Source organism: Synechococcus sp. PCC 7502 (genome assembly GCF_000317085.1).
GTDB lineage: Bacteria > Cyanobacteriota > Cyanobacteriia > Pseudanabaenales > Pseudanabaenaceae > PCC-7502.
Genome location: NC_019702.1, coordinates 1,272,296 through 1,292,837 on the forward strand (window position 1 = coordinate 1,272,296; position 20,542 = coordinate 1,292,837).

At 42.8% G+C, this 20,542-nt stretch carries 13 protein-coding genes and 1 pseudogene; 11 read left to right on the plus strand and 3 right to left on the minus strand.

Annotated elements, in window-relative coordinates; genetic code table 11:
• Nucleotides 1–29: 29 nt before the first annotated feature.
• From SYN7502_RS06150 to SYN7502_RS06185, 8 genes are all read left to right on the plus strand, one after another.
• Nucleotides 30–1,571: a phospholipase D-like domain-containing protein gene (locus SYN7502_RS06150; RefSeq protein WP_015168006.1), complete on the plus strand. Its 1,542-nt coding sequence runs from the start codon at nucleotides 30–32 to the stop codon at nucleotides 1,569–1,571.
• A gap of 48 nt (nucleotides 1,572–1,619) precedes the next feature.
• Complete coding sequence (locus tag SYN7502_RS06155; RefSeq protein ID WP_015168007.1) at nucleotides 1,620–1,979, plus strand: helix-turn-helix domain-containing protein; 360 nt, start codon at nucleotides 1,620–1,622, stop codon at nucleotides 1,977–1,979.
• Between the two features lie 287 nt (nucleotides 1,980–2,266).
• Nucleotides 2,267–4,111, plus strand: a complete 1,845-nt coding sequence (gene uvrC / locus SYN7502_RS06160; RefSeq protein WP_210391373.1) for an excinuclease ABC subunit UvrC — start codon at nucleotides 2,267–2,269, stop codon at nucleotides 4,109–4,111.
• 141 nt (nucleotides 4,112–4,252) lie between these two features.
• Nucleotides 4,253–5,446: a glycosyltransferase family 4 protein gene (locus tag SYN7502_RS06165; RefSeq protein WP_015168010.1), complete on the plus strand. Its 1,194-nt coding sequence runs from the start codon at nucleotides 4,253–4,255 to the stop codon at nucleotides 5,444–5,446.
• 16 nt (nucleotides 5,447–5,462) lie between these two features.
• The gene (ruvB, locus tag SYN7502_RS06170; protein WP_015168011.1) at nucleotides 5,463–6,605 is read left to right on the plus strand and encodes a Holliday junction branch migration DNA helicase RuvB; all 1,143 of its coding nucleotides are present in this window, start codon (nucleotides 5,463–5,465) and stop codon (nucleotides 6,603–6,605) included.
• A 258-nt stretch (nucleotides 6,606–6,863) separates the two neighbouring features.
• Nucleotides 6,864–7,238 (plus strand): hypothetical protein, encoded by a 375-nt coding sequence (locus SYN7502_RS06175; RefSeq protein WP_015168012.1) that lies wholly within the window; start codon nucleotides 6,864–6,866, stop codon nucleotides 7,236–7,238.
• A 277-nt stretch (nucleotides 7,239–7,515) separates the two neighbouring features.
• Nucleotides 7,516–12,879, plus strand: a complete 5,364-nt coding sequence (locus SYN7502_RS19275; RefSeq protein WP_015168013.1) for a lamin tail domain-containing protein — start codon at nucleotides 7,516–7,518, stop codon at nucleotides 12,877–12,879.
• A gap of 37 nt (nucleotides 12,880–12,916) precedes the next feature.
• On the plus strand, nucleotides 12,917–13,651 hold the full coding sequence (locus SYN7502_RS06185; protein WP_041429280.1) for a PFE-CTERM domain-containing protein: 735 nt from the start codon (nucleotides 12,917–12,919) through the stop codon (nucleotides 13,649–13,651).
• A 136-nt stretch (nucleotides 13,652–13,787) separates the two neighbouring features.
• On the opposite strand, the gene cysE is transcribed toward SYN7502_RS06185, so the two are convergent.
• Together cysE and cysK are read right to left on the minus strand one after the other, a co-directional pair.
• A complete protein-coding gene (gene cysE, locus SYN7502_RS06190) occupies nucleotides 13,788–14,522 on the minus strand; it encodes a serine O-acetyltransferase (protein ID WP_015168015.1) in 735 nt (244 codons plus the stop codon).
• Nucleotides 14,523–14,538: 16 nt separating this feature from the next.
• Nucleotides 14,539–15,502: pseudogene (gene cysK, locus SYN7502_RS06195) on the minus strand (cysteine synthase A).
• 224 nt (nucleotides 15,503–15,726) lie between these two features.
• On the opposite strand from cysK, the gene SYN7502_RS18195 reads away from it, so the two are divergent.
• The 3 genes from SYN7502_RS18195 to SYN7502_RS06210 all read left to right on the plus strand — a co-directional run bounded on the left by SYN7502_RS18195 (nucleotide 15,727) and on the right by SYN7502_RS06210 (nucleotide 19,287).
• Nucleotides 15,727–17,418, plus strand: a complete 1,692-nt coding sequence (locus SYN7502_RS18195; RefSeq protein ID WP_015168016.1) for a serine/threonine-protein kinase — start codon at nucleotides 15,727–15,729, stop codon at nucleotides 17,416–17,418.
• 17 nt (nucleotides 17,419–17,435) lie between these two features.
• On the plus strand, nucleotides 17,436–18,764 hold the full coding sequence (locus SYN7502_RS06205) for a tetratricopeptide repeat protein (protein WP_015168017.1): 1,329 nt from the start codon (nucleotides 17,436–17,438) through the stop codon (nucleotides 18,762–18,764).
• Between the two features lie 73 nt (nucleotides 18,765–18,837).
• The gene (locus SYN7502_RS06210) at nucleotides 18,838–19,287 is read left to right on the plus strand and encodes a phosphate-starvation-inducible PsiE family protein (protein ID WP_015168018.1); all 450 of its coding nucleotides are present in this window, start codon (nucleotides 18,838–18,840) and stop codon (nucleotides 19,285–19,287) included.
• Nucleotides 19,288–19,314: 27 nt separating this feature from the next.
• Here SYN7502_RS06210 and SYN7502_RS06215 read toward each other — a convergent pair whose 3' ends face one another.
• Nucleotides 19,315–20,541: a methionine gamma-lyase family protein gene (locus SYN7502_RS06215; protein ID WP_015168019.1), complete on the minus strand. Its 1,227-nt coding sequence runs from the start codon at nucleotides 20,539–20,541 to the stop codon at nucleotides 19,315–19,317.
• Nucleotide 20,542: the final 1 nt, after the last annotated feature.

Sequence of the window (20,542 nt, forward strand, 5' to 3'; positions counted from 1 at the left end):
AAAAAGGATAAATTACAGCTTAAACAGCAATGACTAAATCTATCCAACGACATTACTGGATTATTGGCTTAAGTTTTTTACTGGCGTTGCTTGTATTTTTGGGCATTCAATTTTTCCAGCCCCGATCCACTCTCACTAATGCTACTGGGATTCCGCCTTTACCCCAACATCCCTATATCAAAGCTTACTTTAACCATAATCAATCTAATAGTTATACCGATCCCTATCGCAAAATTACCCGCCCTGGTGATGATATTGAGCAACTGATTATCGATAATATTAACGCCGCAAAATCGACTATTGACATGGCGGTACAGGAGTTAAGGCTGCCTAAAATTGTGGAGGCTCTGAGCGATCGCCAAAAAGCAGGGGTTAAAGTCCGACTAGTCATAGAAAATACCTACAATCGGGGTTATAGCGAATTCACAGAAGCAGAACGGGAAAAATTTAACGAACGGGAAAAAGGTAAATATGCTGATTTTCTTGCCTTTGCTGATTTAAATAAAGATGGCAAATTATCTCAGGATGAAATAAACCAAAGGGATACAATTCCCATGCTCAAAAATGCCAAAATTCGTTACATTGACGATACTGCTGATGGTTCTACGGGATCAGGCTTAATGCACCATAAATTTTTTGTGGTTGATCAGAAAGCGGTATTTACAACTTCAGCTAACTTTACGATGAGTGATGTTCATGGTGATTTTATTGCGCCATTGACTACGGGTAATAAAAATAATGCCCTGCGAATTGAGGATCCCGAAGTTGCTCGATTGTTTACTGAAGAATTTGAATTAATGTGGAACGATAAGCTCTTTGGCAGTAAAAAACCCCATCGTCCCGTGCGATCGCTCATGGTTGGAGATACACAAGTTGAAGTTAAATTTTCTCCCGATAAAAGCGATATTGAATGGGAAGAGACCAGTAATGGGCTAATAGGTAAAAGCTTAAGCAAATCGCAAAAATCGGCAAATATGGCACTATTTGTCTTTGCTGAGCCTAAACTAGGAAACCTGCTTGAAGAAGTCCATGATCATAATGTCGAGGTAAAAGTTTTAATCGATCCTGGCTTTGCCTACAGAGACTATTCCGCCGCCCTAGATATGTGGGGGTATGTCTCTACCCAAGATTGTCGGGATGGTAATGCTCGTCCTTGGGCAAAACCGATTGATACTGTGGGCGTTCCCAATTTAGTCAAGGGTGATTTACTCCATCATAAATTTGGTGTTGTTGATTCTAATGTGGTTATAACTGGCTCCCATAACTGGTCAAATACCGCTAACCGCACTAATGATGAGACTCTCATGGTCATTCATACTCCCATTGTCGGTGCCCACTATCAACGAGAATTTGATCGTCTTTTTGATGATGCCCGACTAGGACCTACGGAAAAAGTTAAACTCAAAGCTAAAACTACTTGTCCCACCAAAACTGCTAAGGCTCCTAAGAAAAGAAGAGTGCGGAAAAAGCGTAAATCAGAAACCACAACTGAGTTAACTCCAACCATAACAAACCCACCTGCTATTTCCACTGAAGAAGAACCTAATACAACACAGCCTATTGAGGAATAGGATAGTACAAGATAAGATAGGAGACTAGATTAGAAAAAGAGGGTAAAAATGGCACCCTATTCATTAGACCTAAGAGAAAAGATTGTATCCACATACAACGCAGGAAACACATCTATCCGCAAAGTGGCAAAGCAATTTCAAGTAGCAACAAGAACAGTACAACAGTTACTAAACCAATACCGAGCAACAGGAGATTTAAGTCATAAGCCCTTGGGAAGCAAAGCTCAAAGTCCATTAGAAGCACATAAAGAAACAATCTTAGAGATAGTATCAAAACATCCAGATTGGACACTGTGGCAGTATTGTGAAGAAGTGGCAGAGAAAACAGGGGTATCGGTGACCACAGGCAGTATGTGCCGATTCTTGCAAAGACATAAGATCACTCAAAAAAAAGACCTATCGCAGTGAACAGGTAAAGAGTGAAGTAAGGAAGTACAGCAGGAGAGACAAGAGTTTTGGCAGTTGTTAAAATTTGTTGTTAGAAAAATCTTCCTTCAAAAATTGGTTTACTAAATGTTGCTACCGTGCTATTTAATCCCTCATCAGAGTGTAATACGCCAAAATTTAGGGGCATTGTTTCCATAGGGCTGTCTTCTATAAATACCTACCTTTATTTTCGAGCTTATAATCTTAATTTGGAAGTGCTGCCTGCTTAAAAGCAAAAATCAAAGGGGCTTGATATATTATTTAGTATGATGTCGATCGCTCTAATTCAAAGTCCCGAACAACTACAGTCAAGATTAAAAGAAATCCCCCAAGAAGCGGGAGTATATTTATTGCGCGATCGCCAAGATCAGATTTTGTACATTGGCAAGTCTAAAAGCCTCAGAAATAGAGTTAGATCATATTTTCGGAATAGCAAAGACCTATCGCCACGCATTGCCATGATGGTGCAGTTGGTCTATGAAATTGAGTTTATTGTCACCGATACCGAGTCGGAAGCATTGGCATTAGAGGCAAATTTAATCAAAAGGCATCAGCCCTACTATAACGTTTTGCTTAAGGATGATAAGAAGTATCCCTACGTCTGTATTACATGGTCGGAGCAGTACCCACGGATTTTTATTACAAGGCGGCGGCGCAGTGGTGAACTAAAGGATAAATATTATGGTCCCTATGTGGATAGTCATAATCTCAACCGCACCCTGTGGATTGTAAAACGCTTGTTTCCGTTAAGGCAACGACCTAAACCTTTATTTAAAGATCGTCCTTGCCTAAATTACAATATGGGGCTTTGTCCGGGGGTATGTCAGCAGTTAATTACGCCAGAGGAATATCACAAAACCATGCAAAAGGTGGCAATGATCTTCCAAGGACGCAGCCGAGAGCTAATTGAGTCCCTGACAGAAAAAATGAATAGGTTGGCTGAATCTTTAGAATTTGAAAAAGCGGGCTATATTCGGGATCAAATTAATACGATTAAAAACCTCGGAGCCGATCAAAAAGTCTCGTTACCCGATGATACAGTCTCCCGTGATGCGATCGCCTTGGCACAGGATCAAAATCATACCTGCATTCAACTATTTCAAATTCGGGCGGGGCGGCTTGTGGGCAGATTAGCATTTACGGCTGATAGTCAAAGTGAATCTCCAGAGATGATTCTCCAACGCACCCTAGAGGCACATTATCAAAGTTGTGATCCCATTGAAATTCCCGCAGAAATCCATACCCAGCTAGAGTTACCCGAAGTGGATATTTTGGCAGCATGGCTAAGTCAAAAGCGCAACCGTAAAGTCACGATTTCTACTCCACAACGTCAGCAAAAAGCTGAACTAATTGAAATGGTGGAACGCAATGCCCAGTATGAACTAAATCGGATTCAACAACAGAGCGATCGCAACAATCACGCACTAGAAGCATTAGCCGAAATTCTCAACTTACCCCATCCGCCCCATCGCATTGAAGGCTATGATATTTCCCATATTCAAGGTTCAGACCCTGTTGCTAGTCAAGTGGTTTTTATGGATGGACTGCCCGCGAAACAGCACTATCGCCATTACAACATTAAAAATCCAGAGGTCAAAACTGGGCATTCCGATGACTTTGCCAGCCTTGCGGAGGTAATTGGCAGAAGATTTAGAAAAGGCAAAACGGGCGAGAATTTCCCCGATCTAGTCATGATTGATGGCGGAAAGGGACAACTCTCAGCTGTAATGGCAGTGATTACGGAACTAGGCTTAGCCAATGACTTAAATGTGATTAGTCTTGCTAAAAAGCGAGAAGAAATCTTTTTACCCAATGAATCTGAACCGATCGACGCTGACGCTGAGCATCCTGGCGTACAGTTATTGCGAAGATTACGAGATGAAGCACACCGCTTTGCCATCACTTTCCATCGCCAAAAACGCAGCCAAAGAATGCAGCGATCGCACCTTGATCAAATCCCAGGATTAGGACATTATCGCCAAAAGCAGTTAATCGCTAAGTTTCACTCTGTGGAATATGTGCGCCAAGCCACGGCGGAGCAAATTGCCGCTACTCCGGGCATCGGTGCTAAACTGGCTGAACAAATTTATCAACACTTTCACCCTTCCTATTAAATTCAACTTAAATTCAATCACTTAAATTCAATAAGATTAAACTTAATTTTGAAACTTAGGACTGCAAGTATATTGAACAACTATATTTAAACTGTATCTAAACTGTTTTAAACTAGATCAACTTATGTTCAGCATGATTTCATGATCGTAGTATTTGTTAATCCTGTGGGGACATTGGGCGGCTCGGAAAAAATGTTGCTGACTATGATGTCGGCACTCCAGTATGAAGACCCAGATATAGATATTCATTTAATTGTAGGCAATGAGGGGAATTTAGTTGATGCAGCCCAGAAATTGGGAGTAAAAGTTAGTATTCTGCCAATTCCCGATCAAGTTTATGAGTTGGGCGATCGCTGTACTAGAGAAAATTTAAGTGGATTAAAGCTATTATTTGCCCTATTCGGTGCTTGGGGAGCGATCGGGAAATATTTAAACCAATTTCGGGCATTAGTTAGGGAGATTAAGCCCGATATTCTGCACTGTAATGGTATCCATTCCCATGTGCTTACGGCGATGGCAAATCTGAACCTTCCGATCATTTGGCATATACAAAATTTTTATAGCCGCAGTGGATTTATTGCCTCAGCTTTAAGGTGGTACAGTCCCCGTGTCAAAATTGCGATCGCCTGTTCCGAAGCAGTTGGTAATGATGCCCGCCGCATTTTTCCTAAACTCACTACTAAGGTGATTTTTAACTCTGTGGATACGGATTATTTTTACCCTAGAGCCTATCGACCTCTGGCACTAGCAGGTATTGATACTTCCGTTAAATCCATTAAAGTGGGATTGGTGGCAAATTTTGCCCGAGGGAAGGGACATGATATTTTCCTAGAATCTGCGGCAATTATTGCCCGCGATCGCCCTAGTTTAGATATTCACTTTTATATTATTGGTACAAGTGTTAGTGGTGGGTATTCTCTACAGGAATTGCAAAATCTGGCGGCGGACTTAGGCATTACCAGTAAGGTGAGTTTTATCGGATTTCAACCCAATATGGCAGATATTTATCTATGGTTGGATATAGTAGTTAATGCCAGTACCAAGCCCGAACCCTTTGGTTATGCGATCGCTGAAGCTATGGCATGTGGTAAACCTGTAATCGTTGCTAGGGCAGGGGGAGCCGCCGAACTATTTATGAATGATCTAGAGGCTGTAGCCTTCAATCCCGGAGATGCTGCTACCTTAGCCGCCACTATTCAGTATTTAATCTGTAATCCCCACCAATGCAAAGTTTTAGGTGAAAATGCCCGCAAAAAGATACTGAGGTTATATAGTCAAAACCAACTGGGTGGGCAGATTATTTCTCTTTACAAAATCTTGACACAAACTTATTAAATAAAGCTATAAAGCTATGGCGATTATTTCCTCTAGGCAGAACAACTCTGGTACCCCTGAAAAGCCTCCTAAGATTAAAAAGACAGAAGCTAATCCTAGTCCCAAAGCCAGTGAACTACCATCTTTACTTACTGCCGAGGCAACTACAGCTGAAAAAATTAGCGAATCTAGTGAATCGACGGCATCTCCCGAAGCAAAAGTGGAGCAGACCATTCGTCCCCAAACTTTAGCTGATTACATTGGGCAAAAGGCACTAAAAGAATTATTGAATATTGCGATCGCCGCCGCAAAATCTCGCAACGCTCCCTTAGATCATCTCCTATTTTATGGTTCGGCGGGTTTAGGGAAAACATCCCTCGCTTTAATTGTGGCAGCAGAAATGGGGGTGCAATGTAAGATTACCTCTGCTCCAGCCTTAGAACGTCCAAGGGATGTGGCGGGCTTATTAGTAGCTTTGCAACCGGGCGACATTCTATTTATAGATGAAATTCATCGTTTGCCCAAGGTGACAGAAGAAATTCTCTATTCTGCCATGGAGGATTTTAGACTAGATGTCACGATTGGGAAGGGAACTTCAGCTCGGATTCGGAGTGTGAGCTTAAATAAATTTACTTTGATTGGGGCAACTACGAGGATTGGTGCATTATCGGCTCCCCTGCGCGATCGCTTTGGTTTTATTCAGCATCTTAGATTTTATGAAGTCGATGAACTCACGGAAATTGTGACCCGCACTGCCAAATTACTAGAAACCGTAATCGATCCTGAAGGTGCCACGGAAATTGCCCGCCGCTCTAGGGGAACTCCCAGAATTGCTAATCGACTGCTCAAGCGAGTCCGAGACTATACCCAAGTTAAAGCCACTGGTGAAATTACTGGTGCGATCGCCAATGATGCCCTAGAACTATTTAATGTCGATCCCCGTGGACTAGACTGGATTGACCGCAAGCTTTTAACTATGATCATTGAAAACTTTAACGGTGGACCCGTAGGATTAGAAACTATGGCAGCATCAACGGGGGAAGATACTCAAACCATCGAAGAAGTTTATGAACCCTATCTTTTACAAATTGGCTATCTCAACCGTACCAACCGAGGGAGGATGGTCACGCCTGCTGCCTATCGTCATTTGGGCTTCCCCGCTCAAACCGAACTGCTTTAAGAATACTTACTCCCTTCCCACTCTAGGAATCAACCTAATTAAATGGGTCAAGGGGCGTAGCCTCAACGCTGAAAGTCTTATTTGATCCAAATATTTTAATCGCATAGCATTTGCAAGTAATACAGAAGGATTGTTTGGTAATCGCATAGTATTTGCAAGCACTACAGAAGGATTGTTTGACAATCATTAAGCATTTACGAATTATCCAAAAACATTATTTGCTAATCTAGTATTACTGTTATTAAAAATAATACCAATATGCCTGTACCAGATACTTCTCGTCGCATTTTACCTAACACAATTAAGCAAGACATCGACTCATTCAATGGACTCAAAACCGTTGTAGGCTATGTTACTACTCGTCCCGAAGCCACACCTGAAGCTTTGCAAAAGGCATATAATGAAATGCTGGCAAGCCAAAGTGAAGAAACCGAAAAACAAGCATTATTCAAAGCTGCCGCCGATAAGAGTAAGCAAGCCGAATGGAACTTTCACAATGCCGTTTTAGCTATGAAAGAATCGGTAAAAGGACAATTTGGTTCGGATAGTGATGCTGCTCAAGCGATCGGTTTTAAGAAGAAATCGGAACGCAAACGCCCCAGCAAGAAGAAAGTGGAAGGTGCGCCGAACTAGTTGCAGATTATTTATGATTCCGATCGGGGGCGTAGCCCTCAAGCACCCCTCTGTCAATATTTTGTAAATTTGAGGGCAGAATTTCTAACTTTGATGAAAACTAAATTTTACTAAACCTTAAAGGCACCTTAATTTATGGGCAAGATTGTTCATTTACAATTCTTTTTGTCATTCAATATAAAGCTCTTAATAATTACGTCAATTTTAAGCAGATTTTATAGTACTTGCGTTCTGCTCTTGACAGAAAACCTACCAACGGACACTTACAAATCTACCCATGGCAACTACTCTCTCTTCTGGCGATATTGCGTTTCTCAGTCTCATTGCAGATAACCCCGACACCTTCTCCTTCGTTCTCCTTAAAGATATTGACGCTGGAACTATTATTAATGTCACAGACAATGGCTTTCTGTCTTCTGGCTCTTTGCGGACAGGCGAAGGGGTTTTGCAATATGTAGCAGCTTCAGCCTTAACTGTTGGAACGGTTATTACATATATTGACGGAACCTCAAACACTAACTGGACGAATGTTAGTGGTGGTACAAGCTTTGCATTATCAACATCTGGGGACTCGCTGATTGCATTTCAGGGTACCTTAACTGGTTCGGGCAGTTCAACAACCAGTACTAACCCCACTTTTTTAGCTGCTGTTACTATCAATCGTTCAACCTTTGATGCCAACGCAGCAGATTCTAATACCACTGCTTTACCAACGGGTTTGACAGATGGAGTTAATGCAGTAGCAGTAGGTAATACGTCGGCTGAGTTTGACAATGCCCGTTACACGGGACCAACATCCTTTGCATCAGTGGCAGAAGCTAGAACTGCAATTAATACCACAAGTAACTGGACTAAGAGCAATTCTGACACCACCAATTTCAGTGGTACTTTCACTATTGGGGCAGTAACTCCCACTGTTAACCTATCGGTAAGTTCTAACGCTGGTACTGAAGCAGGTACAACTCAAATCACGGTCACCGCCACTGCCTCTGGTGCAGTTACAGGCGCTCAAACTGTTAACTTAGGTGTTACTGGAACTGGGATCAGTACGGGCGATTACAACCTCAGCAATACCACAATTACCATTCCCGATGGTCAAACCCAAGGCTCTGTAACCTTTACCATTGTTGATGACGCAGCGATCGAAGGCACGGAAACTGCCATATTAACGATCAGCAATCCTTCTGGTGGCATCACTTTAGGCAATACAACTACTCAGAATATTGCGATCGCCGATAACGAGTCTGCCATTCAAATCACTGAGTATATGTACAACCCATCCAGTACTGGCGGGGAATTTGTCGAATTTACGAACCTTGGCACTAGCACCGTAGACTTTGCAGGTTGGAGCTTTGATGATAACTCACGCACAGCTGGTTCCTTTTCGCTGAGCGCTTTTGGGATTGTGCAAGCTGGAGAGTCTGTAATCCTGACTGAGAGCGATGCCGCCGCTTTTCGTACCGCTTGGAATTTACCCAATACCGTGAAGGTGATTGGCGGACTTAACCAAAACTTAGGGCGTGCAGACGAGATCAACGTTTACGATGCTAGCAACAACCTTGTTGATCGCCTCACCTACGGCGATCAGACCTATGCAGGTACGATCCGCACCCAAGGTTTCAGTGGTTGGACACCCATCACAAATCTTGAACCCACAACCATTAATACCAGTTGGCAACTTTCGGCTGTCAATGATGCTCAAAATTCTCAAACCTCAGCCAATGGGGATGTTGGCAACCCCGGTGTTTATAACCTGAGTGCTGGTGTCAATATCTTCCAATCTGGCGGAATCACGAACATTACTGAGGGCGGGGCTACAGATACTTACAATGTCGTTTTAAGAACCCAGCCTGCCAGTAATGTCACCATCGCTATTAATGGTGGGACGCAAACAACTAACAATCCAAGTACTCTGACATTTACTTCTGCCAATTGGTTTACACCCCAAACCGTCACCGTATCTGCTGTGGATGACAGCGTATTTGAAGGAAACCACACTGGCACAATTACTTTCAGTACTACCAGTAGCGATGCTAATTACAACAACATCACCATCAACTCGGTTACGGCGAATATTACGGATAACGATCAACCTGGTGCCGCCCCAACCATTCAGGTAAACACGACAACAACGACTAACTTCCTTGATGGTGGTAGTTTGAACTCATTACCAGTTTCTGGCTCAGGGTTAGTTAGCGGTGTCATTAACGATCCCACTGATCCAGCTAAAAACTTCGGCATTGATTTTGCGATCGCCGATACCGATACTCCCGTTGGCAACCTCACCGTTACTGTAACTAGCAATAATCAAAGTGTTGTCACCGATGCAAGCTTGACTTCAAACTTGACTGGCACTGGCGCAACTCGCAACCTTAAAATTAATCCCGTTGGTGTAGGACTTGCTAATATTACTGTCACCGTAAGCGATGGAGCCCAAACCAGCACCTACATTATTAACTACGCTGCATCGGCTGCCTCTGTTAATCCATCCACAACCCGCTTTTTAACTGGTGCTGCAAATGCTTCGACGGCGATCGCCATTGATGCTAACTATATGTTGGTTGCAGACGATGAAAATCAAGGACTACGCCTCTACGATCGCCAGAATTCTGGATTGCCCCTCAATAGTTTTGACTTTACTTCTTCCTTGGGCTTAACTGACCTTTCTGGTGGAATTCCCCGTGAAGTAGATATTGAAGCATCGGCTAAATTAGGTAATCGCATTTTCTGGCTCGGTTCTGAAAGTAATAGTGACTCTGGCAACTCCCGCCCCAATCGCGATCGCATTTTTGGCACGGATATATCAGGTTCAGGAGCGAACACGACCCTTAGCTTTGCTGGTAGGTACGACTATCTCCGCGAAGACATCATCAATTGGGATAAAAACAACGTTCATGGTTTAGGGGCAAACTTCTTCGGTCTTGATGCAAGTGCCGCCTCTGGCGTAGGTTCTAAGCAGTCTGATGGTTACAATATCGAAGGATTGGTCTTTGCTCCAGACAATATCACAGCCTACGTTTCCTTCCGCGCTCCGCAAGAACCAACCTCTGGACGCACCAAAGCCTTAATTGTTCCTGTAACCAACTTTACCTCTCTTTTAAGTTCTAATAATGGCGGTACCCTAGGTTCTGCCACCTTTGGCGCACCCATCCAACTGGATTTAGGCGGACGGGGTATTCGCGAAATTGCTAAAAATGCTAACAACCAATATGTAATCATTGCTGGACCAGCAGGTGATGCTACGGGAGTCCCACCCTTCGACTTCCGCCTCTATACTTGGACAGGTAATGCTGCCGATACTCCTGTTTTGAGAAGTGCAAACCTAACTGCCCTTAATTCTGGTGGAAGCTTTGAATCCATTGTTTCCGTTCCAGATAACCTAGACAGTAATTCTCAAATTCAACTGTTGGTTGATAACGGTACTACTGATTTTTACAATACTGGATTAGCTGGCAGCGATATACCCGATAAGCCTAACTTCCAAAAGTCTCGCAGCGAAATCGTTACTATCGGGGCTCCTCAGGTTGCCATTCACGATATCCAAGGTGCTGCTCACATCTCTCCCCTGGTCGGTCAAAACGTTACAGGCGTGGCGGGAATTGTTACGGCACTTAGAAGTAATGGCTTCTACTTCCAAGACCCCAACCCTGACAATAACGATGCTACCTCTGAAGCTATTTTTGTCTTCACTTCCTCTGCTCCTACAGTAGCAATAGGTGACTCTATATTAGTAAACGGTAAAGTATCCGAGTTTCGTCCCGGTAACAATGCCAATAACCTCACAACCACAGAAATTACTAGCCCATCCATAACCAAACTCTCTAGCGGCAATGCCTTACCCACGGCAACAATTTTAGGCAATGGCGGTCGCACAATTCCCACATCGGTAATTGAAAACGATGCCACCAATGTCGAAACCTCTGGCATATTCGATCCCGCCCAAGACGGTATCGACTTCTATGAGAGTCTTGAAGGTATGCGGGTACAGATCAATAATGCCGTATCCGTTAGCCCAACTAATAATTTTGGGGAAATCTGGGTATTGTCTGACAATGGAGCAAATGCGACAGGAAAAACCGCTCGAGGAGGTATAGGTTTAAGTGCCAATGACTTTAATCCCGAGCGCATTCAAATTGATCCTGCTCTTTTAACCTCTGGTAGCACGGCAAATCTTAACCTAGGAACCACCTTCAATACGATTACGGGAGTAGTTGACTATAGCTTTAGTAACTTTGAGGTATTGCCAACATCCCTATCTGTGGCTACCCCCAGCACATTACAAAAGGAAGTAACCAACCTCGCTCCCACTGCCAATCAACTGACAGTAGCTACATTCAACGTCGAGAATCTCGACATAGGCGACGGTGCAGCTAAATTCAATGCTTTGGCATCTCAGATTGTTAACAATCTCAAATCCCCTGACATTATTAATTTGCAGGAGATTCAAGATAATAATGGGGCTACCAACAACGGCGTTGTCGATGCGAGTACAACTCTACAAACTCTAATCAATGCGATCGCTGCTGCTGGCGGACCTACTTACCAATTCAGACAAGTCAATCCAGTTGATGGTACCAATGGCGGCGAACCAGGTGGAAATATTCGCCCAGCTTTCCTGTTTAATCCCAATCGAGTCTCTTTCGTGGATATTGCTGGCGGTACATCAACCTCTAACACCACTGTAACCAACGTATCTGGAGTTCCCACCCTCTCTGCATCCTCTGGATTGATCGATCCTACCAACTCTGCTTTTGATTCCAGTCGCAAACCTCTAGTCGGTCAATTCACCTTTAATGGTCAAAGTGTTTATGTCATTGACAACCACTTTAATTCCAAAGGTGGTGACCAACCTTTATACGGACCCAATCAGCCGCCAGTACTAAGCAGCGAAGTCCAGCGCAATCAACAGGCAACTATCGTCAAAAACTTTGTCAGAGATATTTTGAATGTCAATCCCAATGCCAATGTCATAGTTGCAGGAGACTTGAATGATTTCAGTTTCTCCAACCCCTTAAACATACTTAAGAGTGCTGGACTGACCGATCTAGTTTCAACTCTACCCGCTAACGAACAGTACGATTACGTTTTTGAAGGTAATTCTCAAGATTTGGATCACATTCTTGCAAGCGGCAATCTTGTCAATAACTTAGATGGAGTTGATGTGGTTCACGTCAATTCTGAATTTGCCAGTCAGACTAGCGACCACGACCCCATCTTGGCTCGGTTTAACATAGCCTCAAACCTAATTAACGGAACGCCAGGACGTGACACCCTTATCGGTACTTCTGGCAACGATATTATTACGGGCTATCAAGGGGCAGATACGCTTACGGGTGGTCTTGGCAGCGATAAGTTTGTGTTTACAAGTACTAAAGATGGTAAAGATACGATTACCGACTTTACTTCTGGAGCCGATCAGATTGTTCTCACTTCACTATTCCAAAGTGCAGGATTAAGCGGATTGAACTATACAAATGCTATAAGCCAAGGCTATTTAAGCTTTGGAACTTCAGGTAATGATACTAATGTATTGATTGACCTAGATGGTTTTGCAGGTTCAGCGTTCCGCTCTGCCCCACTGGTTACCGTTCAAAAAGTTAACTCGACTACATTAGCCAGTTCCAGCAATTTTGTATTCTAGTTCGCCACCAGTAATTTAACTTTATTTTTAACTATCCATGAAAACTTCAACAATGCCGAAAACCTCAGTCTTGATGTCTGCTGCCCTGGGTTTTATAAACTTAGCGATCGCTGCTAATCCTTCCTATGCTGTGGGAATTAACTTTTCAACTTGGTCGTCATCTGGCGATGTAACTACGCCAAGCGTAGGAAGTGCTAACCTATCCACGGATGGTTTAAATTCTGACGACTTTCCCGCTAATAATGGCACATTTAGCTTTACTGGAACCGTCCCAGCCACCGATGCCTTTTTTAGCACAACTTTGCAAGATTTTTTAGGTCTTAGTGCTACATCCCTAGATACATCTGATTTTGCCTATGAAGGTTCGGCACTAAAATTCACCTTTAATGCCAATGGTGGGGATAAATTAACCTTTGACTATAACTTCCTCACCAATGATTTATTGAACATCGACTATTCTTTCTTACTTGTCAATGGCTCGGTAATCACATTGGCTGATGTGTCTAATGCGCTTAATTCCTCTAGTTTCTTTGCCAATGAAACGGGGACTACCCCCTTCAGCTATACCTTTACTAAATCTGGTACCTATACCGTGGGACTAGGAGTAGTCGATATTGGTGATAATAACGTTACTTCTGCACTTAAGATCAGCAACGCCGAATTGGTAACTACAACGGCTGTCCCTTTTGAGTTTGATCCTGCTTTAGGTTTAGGTGCTATGGGAGCAGTTTGGGCATTTAAGCAAGCTAAGAAAAAAATGGCAAAAAGATAGTTCTTATTAAAGAAAGAAAATTTGGGAGGTAGGTTTCAACTTACCTCCGTTTTATGGCAGTTGATATAATACATCTGGCTATACGCCCAGCGAACTGGCTAAATTTAGGTTTCACCACTCAAACCAAGTTTTTACTTTAGATTCCCGCCCCATCTAGAAAACTTTGAATCTGGGTATTAGAGATGGCTCTTTCCTTCTGATCTTCTGCTATTCTGCCATCACCATGAATATCATTAAGAACTAGGGTCACAGGAACTCTAGCAGCCTCTCCTTCTAAAACTTTGATCCGCTCGAAGAGAATTTTAATAATTTCCGCTTCAGGATCAGGCATCTTATTAATATTCACATCATCCAACTTGCGATCGCGCACAATCCTCCCTGGTACCCCCACCACCGTGCAGTCGGGAGGAATGCTTTGCAACACCACAGAACCTGCCCCAATACAAGAGCGATCGCCAATTTCAATATTTCCTAATATCTTTGCCCCTGCTCCTAATATGACATTTTCGCCAATACTAGGATGCCGCTTACCCACCTCTTTACCTGTGCCACCCAAGGTTACACCCTGATAAATTAAGGCATAGCCGCCAATTATGGCAGTTTCACCAATTACCACCCCAACCCCATGATCGATAAATACACCCTTGCCAATTTTTGCCCCCGGATGAATTTCTACTCCCGTGAAAAAACGCACAATGTAGGCGATAAATCTTGGTAGTACAGGAATATTAATCAGGTAAAGCCAATGACAAAGACGATGAACCGCAAGGACATGAAAGCCGGGGTAACATAGCAATACTTCTAAGCTAGATCGAGCCGCAGGATCACGCTCAAATATCACCCGAAAATCCGCAATAAGGTTATCTAGCATGGGTTATTGGGATGAATTAAGAGTGAGTGGAAACGGCAATATATCTGGGGTCTTCAAATAAGGCAGTACTTAAATATCTTTCGCCAAAGCTAGGTTGCACTACAACTATTAACTTGCCAGCATTTTGTGGACGTTTCCCTACTTTAATTGCTGCTGCTAACGCTGCCCCCGAAGAAATCCCTGACAGTAAACCTTCCTCACTTACCAATCTGCGTCCATAGACGATCGCCTCATCATCGGAAATCGCAATAACCTCATCAATTAAATTCTGCTGCAATACTTCAGGCACAAATCCCGCCCCGATGCCTTGAATCTTATGACTACCGGGATTACCACCTACTAAGACTTGACTATTGACTGGTTCCACAGCGATCGCTTGAAAACTCGGCTTAAGGGGTTTGATACCCTGTGCTACTCCAGTAATTGTGCCACCAGTACCAACTCCAGCAATTAAAATGTCAACATTACCATCTGTCATCATCCCAGATTTCGACCGCCGTAGTCAGACGATGAATTTCAGGATTGGCAGGATTACGAAACTGTTGCAACATATAGGCATTGGGAAAGGTGCGGGCTATTTCTTCAGCACGGGCGATCGCTCCTCTCATTCCTTCTATACCCGGAGTTAGTTCCAGCTTTGCCCCATAACCTCGTAACATTGCCCTCCGTTCAAGGCTCATAGTCTCAGGCATAGTCAATATTAGTTCATAACCCTTAGCGGCGGCTGCCATAGCTAAAGCGATTCCCGTATTACCTGAGGTGGGTTCAACTAAAGTTGTTCTTGTGGGGATAATTAAGCCCTTTTCTTCGGCGGCATTAATCATGGCTACACCAATCCGATCTTTCACAGAGGCAGAGGGATTCATACTTTCCAACTTCAACACGATTTGGGCAACACATCCTTCCGATTGGGGTATGCGATTTAGCTGCACAAGGGGCGTATGTCCTACCAATTCGGTAATGTTGTGGGCTATGGGCATAGTTAAATTACGGGCTAAATATATAAATCATTATAGTACTTAAATAACTAGTGTTTATCGTAGTTTTATTTAAACTCTGGGACTGGAATTGTAATTTGAATTTCTGGCAATGGAGCAAGTTATACACTAGGGAGTTTTACAGAGTTATTGATACAGTAAACTGGACTTGACCAAAACCAAACTTCGTTCATACCAGACTTGACAATTTTTATGCCACAAACAATATGCTAAAAACAAAACTAGGTGGACGGTATAGCATCATTAGCCGCCTTGGCTCAGGTGGATTTGGAGAAACATATTTAGCAGAAGATTTACAGTTACCCGATCACCACTGCTGTGTGGTCAAGCATCTTAAACCTCAATCAACCGATCCTGAAATTTTAGACATAGCCCGTCGCCTATTTGACAGCGAGGCAAAGGTTCTTCATCGCCTAGGTAATAACGACCAAATTCCTCGCCTACTCGCCAATTTTGAAGAAGATCAACAGTTTTACTTAGTTCAAGAATTTATTGAAGGGCATGGACTGGATCAAGAGCTAGTTAATGGTAAGCCGTGGAGCCAAGCACAGGTGATTAATTTACTCCAAGATATATTGGGTATCCTTGAATTTGTGCATGAGCAAAAGGTAATTCACCGAGACCTCAAACCTGAGAACTTAATTCGGCGTAATCAAGATGGAAAAATTGTTTTAATTGATTTTGGCGCAGTTAAGCAAATTTACACCCAAGTCATTACTAATTCTAAACGGGCTAAATCCACGATTACGATTGGGACATCTGGCTATATGCCCAGTGAGCAAGCTAATGGACACCCTCAGGTTAATAGCGATATTTATGCCGTTGGGGTAATTGCCATTCAAGCTCTGACTGGTTTAGACCCAGAGTTTATCCCAAAAAATCCCCAAACCCTAGAACTGGAGTGGTCTAACTTGGTGGAAATTTCCCCCGATTTAGCTAACATTTTAGATAAGATGGTGCGCTATGATTTTCGGCAACGTTATCCCTCTGCTACAGCAGTATTAAAGGATTTAGAATCTGTAGCGATCGCTTCTCAAAACAATTCCAGTAACTATTCCGCCAACCATGAGAAAGCTTTAAGCAATCAATCCACAGCCATACTGTTAAATAATCAAAATCAAAACTTAACCACTGATATAGAAATATCTGCTTCAACTCAACCTACGCAACTAGAAATATCTAACTCTTCACAGCCAACTATAGCTGAATCTAGTTCCACAACTGCGCTCACAGAAACATTGACAACCACAAAAGCCCAGACATTTATTAATCAAGTTACTAATAGGAGATTAATTGGGGGAGCGATCACTATACTCGCAATAATTAGTGGGATTGCCGTGCATAAGTTATATCAGGTTAATGATAGTGTGTCGGCTCCCTCTCCATCTGGACTTTCTGAATATAAATCTGAGAATAAAGCTAAGGATCAACAGGCAGAGGCATTACTCCAACAGGTACAGGTTTTAGATCAAGTCCAAGCAAAAATTGCCAGTGGCGAAGACCCCAATGATATTGCCACCTTAGCCACCCAAATACCTGAAAGTAGCCCTCTGCGGAACAAAGTTAATACAGTATTGGTCAAGTATCAAAAGCAATGGGAGCAGGATAAACTAGCTTTTAATGAGGCAAACTCTGCTTACAAATCTAAAAACTGGAAAAATGCCCTCAATGCTTCTAAAAAAATTGCCACTCCCTATTGGCAAAGAAAAACTCAGTGGATCGCTGATAAAGCCAATACTGAAATTGCTTCTGCTACTGCACCAAAACCCATAGTGCCACCAAAAGCGATTGTGGATAGTGAATATACTGCCCCACCCACCAATTCCTATACACCTGCTCCTCAGCCTGTTAGAGAGCCTACTCCCCCCTCTAAGTTTTCAATCCCTGAAGCTCAATAAGTCAATTCAATAAATTAATGAACTCCAAACTATTCAAACTAGCGATCGCAGGAATTTTATTAACAGTTTCTGAACTATACATACCTCCAATTGCACATAGTCAATCGGTTATTGCGTGTAACATTGGCTCTTTACCACCCCAAGCTGCCAATTATAAGCTCAGAGGGAGTCGGCTACTGCGTTTGAATAATAATGAAGAGGCTCTTGATTGCTTTAGACAAGCTCTTAGGGATGACCGTGCAACAAAAGACCCACAGGTATGGAATGGATTGGGAGTAGCATTGGCAAGATTGAGAAGGTTTGATGATGCGATCGCTGCCTATGACCGAGCTATTGGAATCCGAGATGGCGTGGTAGTTGATCGGATTAATCGTTTAGGCAATAGTAATCGCTTACAACCACAGGATTATTATATTTTTTGGTTCAATAAAGGTACCGCTTTAGGCGACTTGGGTAAAACTGAGGATGCCCTAGTGAGTATTAATAAAGCTATTAGCCTCAATGGTAGCTATGGACCAGCGTGGTTTTATCGTGGCGTATATCTCCGTCGTTTAGGTCGTAATAGTGAAGCGTCCAATGCCTATACCAAAGCTACAGCCTTTGCCCCTCAGCTATCCTATAACTTGCTATACAGAGAACAAATCGCCCAAGATGATTTTCTGTTTTGGCAGGGGCAGGGTATCGGCTATACTCGCATCGGCAGATATAAAGACGCTAGAGTCGCATTTAATCGTTCTAACCAGATTATTCAAGCTAATCCCAATATTGCCGTAGCTAATCAAGAAAGTTATGCCTTTTATTATGAAGGGGTGAGGTTTTTGGATGAGGGGAATCCTGAGATGGCTCTGAATGCCTTTGATAAATCCATACAGGTTAAGCCCGATTTTGCTGAAGGTTGGCATGCTAAGGGAAATGTCTATTCTAGTTTAGGTAAGTATAGAGAGGCGATCGCTGCCTACGATCAAGCATTAAAGTATGACTCTAATCTGCATAACTCATGGTTTGAACGAGGCATTGCCTATACTCGACTAAAGCAGCCGCAAATGGCTTTAAGTTCCTATCGAAAAGCTACAGATATTGCTAGTGATTTTGCCGAAGCTTGGCACAACTCAGGTAGAATTCTCTATGATTTGAATCGTTATCCCGAAGCACTCGAGGCATTTAATATGGCGATCGCTGGAGAAGCATTGCGGGGTGGAGTCGAACCCTATGAATCTTTATTTGGTAAAAGTGTGACTCTATACGCCATGAAGCGTTACCCTGAAGCTCGTACTGCAGTTAATGAAACCCTAAAACTTAATCCTAATTTCAAAAGTGCGATCGCTCTCCGTAATCAACTAAGATAATCAACTGCCGATAAAGTTTACAATACAATTTACTAGGCACTCTCATAATTATCTAAAGTAATAGCAGAACTAAATGCTGACAAAGCTCTTGCAACTGATTAGTAGCGATCGCAGTTTTCTTCAAGCTATTAAATTTGTTGAGAACCTAGTTTCTAAGATATTAGCAATTGCAATGGTAATTGTTACCCTAGTTGCAGTAATTGAATTGTGCGTAGTTTTATCCACACAAATACTAAGTCCACCTTTTGGATTCTTGAATGTCAGTCTAATTCAGGTTTTTGGGTTGTTCTTAAATATTCTTGTTGCCTTAGAAATTTTAGAGAACATTACTGCCTACCTTCGCAATCACTCCATTCAACTAGAGCTAGTAATTATTACTTCTTTAACAGCCGTTGCCCGTAAGATTATTATTTTTGATACTAAAACCCAAGGTGCTGATTTAACCTCCTTAGCCTTAGCCATATTTGCCCTATCGATTAGCTACTGGATTGTGAAACAAGTTAACTCCAAAAAAGAATCATAGATAACAGAGAATTTAATAGGGCAGTCCCTAGGAATTACCATAGCCAAGATTAGCAATTACTTCTTCCAAAGCGATCGCCAGATGAGTCCAATGGGTACCACCTTGAATAAATATAGTATAGGGTTCTCTTAGCGGAGCATCGGCTGAAAGCTCAGAGGTGCTACCGTCAATGAATGTCCCACCCGCCATTACTAATTCACTTACATAGCCGGGCATATTACCAGGGACTGGATCGACATAGGAATCTATGGGTGAATATCTTTGAATTGCCCGACATACTTGAATAATTTTTTCAGCACTACCTAATTGAATCGCTTGAATTACATCACGGCGGGGCGTAAAAGGCGAAGGATTAACCTTATATCCCAAAGCATCAAAAATATATGAGGCTAAATGGGAAGATTTGATTGCTTCACCAACCATTTGCGGAGCGAGGAAAAGCCCTTGCAAAAATAGGCGATTTTGATCTAGGGTTGCTCCCCCTGAAGTGCCAATTCCTGGTGCTGTGAGTCGACAACTAGCAGCTTCCACATACTCATGCCTGCCTGCAATATATCCACCTGCAGTGGCAATAGTACCACCAAGATTTTTAATTAATGATCCAGCTATTAAATCTGCGCCGACTTGGGTTGGTTCAAAATCAGCCACAAATTCACCATAGCAGTTATCTACAAAGCAGACAACATTGGGATTTTGCTGTTTTACTAATTTGATAATGCGCTCAATTTCAGGAATCGATAAACTTGATCGCCAAGCATAACCACACGATCGCTGAATTAATACCATTTTAGTTTCTGGCTTAACGGCGATCGCCACTGCATCCCAATCAACTTCTCCCGATTCTGTGAGATCGACTTGTCTATAGCTAATCCCAAATTCCCGCAGAGAACCCTGTCCAGAGCCATGCTGTCCGATTACTTCTTCAAGGGTATCGTAGGGCGCCCCGACAAGGGAAAGTAATTCATCCCCAGGGCGAAGAATTCCGAATAAACAGCAGGCGATCGCATGGGTTCCTGATACAAACTGGACTCTTATCGCAGCAGATTCCGCCCCTAGCACTTGAGCAAAGACAGCATCAATTACTTCACGACCTAAATCATGATGTCCATAGCCAGAAACACTAGAAAAATGATGCGTGCCGACTTTATGATCCCGAAATACTTGCAAAACCTTACGGAGATTATGTTTGATTTGCAGGTCAATTTGGGTAAATATCGGATTTAAATCGGCGATCGCCCGATCAATAATTTCCACT